1 protein-coding gene is annotated in these 642 nt (G+C 29.9%); it reads right to left on the bottom strand.

Translation table 11 applies throughout. From position 1 onward, the window contains the following. The coding region (locus tag H8R24_RS16710; RefSeq protein ID WP_187038215.1) for a leucine-rich repeat protein at positions 1-374 on the bottom strand (374 nt) is incomplete at its 3' end. Between the last annotated feature and the right edge of the window lie 268 nt (positions 375-642).

The raw sequence follows: 642 nt of genomic DNA, 5'->3' as shown, positions 1-642 counted from the left end.
ATAAAAAAAAAAGCATATTGTCCAATAGTTATATCGCCTGTGGCAAGAGAATCACCTATTGTTACAGTATTTAAGCTATTGCATGAATAAAAAGCATATGACCCAATAGATGCAACAGAATTCCCTATTGTTACCGAAGTTAAATTAGTGGAGTTAGAAAAAGCATAATCTGCAATTGCTGTTACAGTATAAGTATTTGATAAATACGTTACCGTTGAAAAATCGGCAGCGCCAGAGAATGAACTATTCCTCGTCACAGTAGCAGTGTATGGAGCACTATCCGTTCCTGTGTAGTTTATGTTATTAACAGTAAAGTCAATCGCATAGATCTGGCTAAAAAATAGAAAAGCCAGTAATAAATAGATTTTTTTCATAAATAATCATTTAAATTAGAGCGTCTTTAACATTAGTTAAATAACCCACCAAAAATAGTATTTGAAAAACCATTCGAGTAGCCCATTCGGACAAATCGATAGCCCATTCGGACATTTCAACAGCTTTTTTAAACAATTAATCAATTATTTTATATTTATTAAAGAATAATCTTAATTTTTTTAATAAATAATTAGAGGTGTAAAGATAAATTCTTATCTTTCGTGAAAGAATTTTATTATGGAATCATTCAAAGGAGAAAGTATTATC

Origin of the sequence: Flavobacterium muglaense, assembly GCF_014305155.1 — a bacterium.
GTDB lineage: Bacteria > Bacteroidota > Bacteroidia > Flavobacteriales > Flavobacteriaceae > Flavobacterium > Flavobacterium muglaense.
The sequence above is the reverse complement of the archived record's forward strand: the minus strand, read 5'-3'. Positions and strand labels throughout refer to the sequence as shown.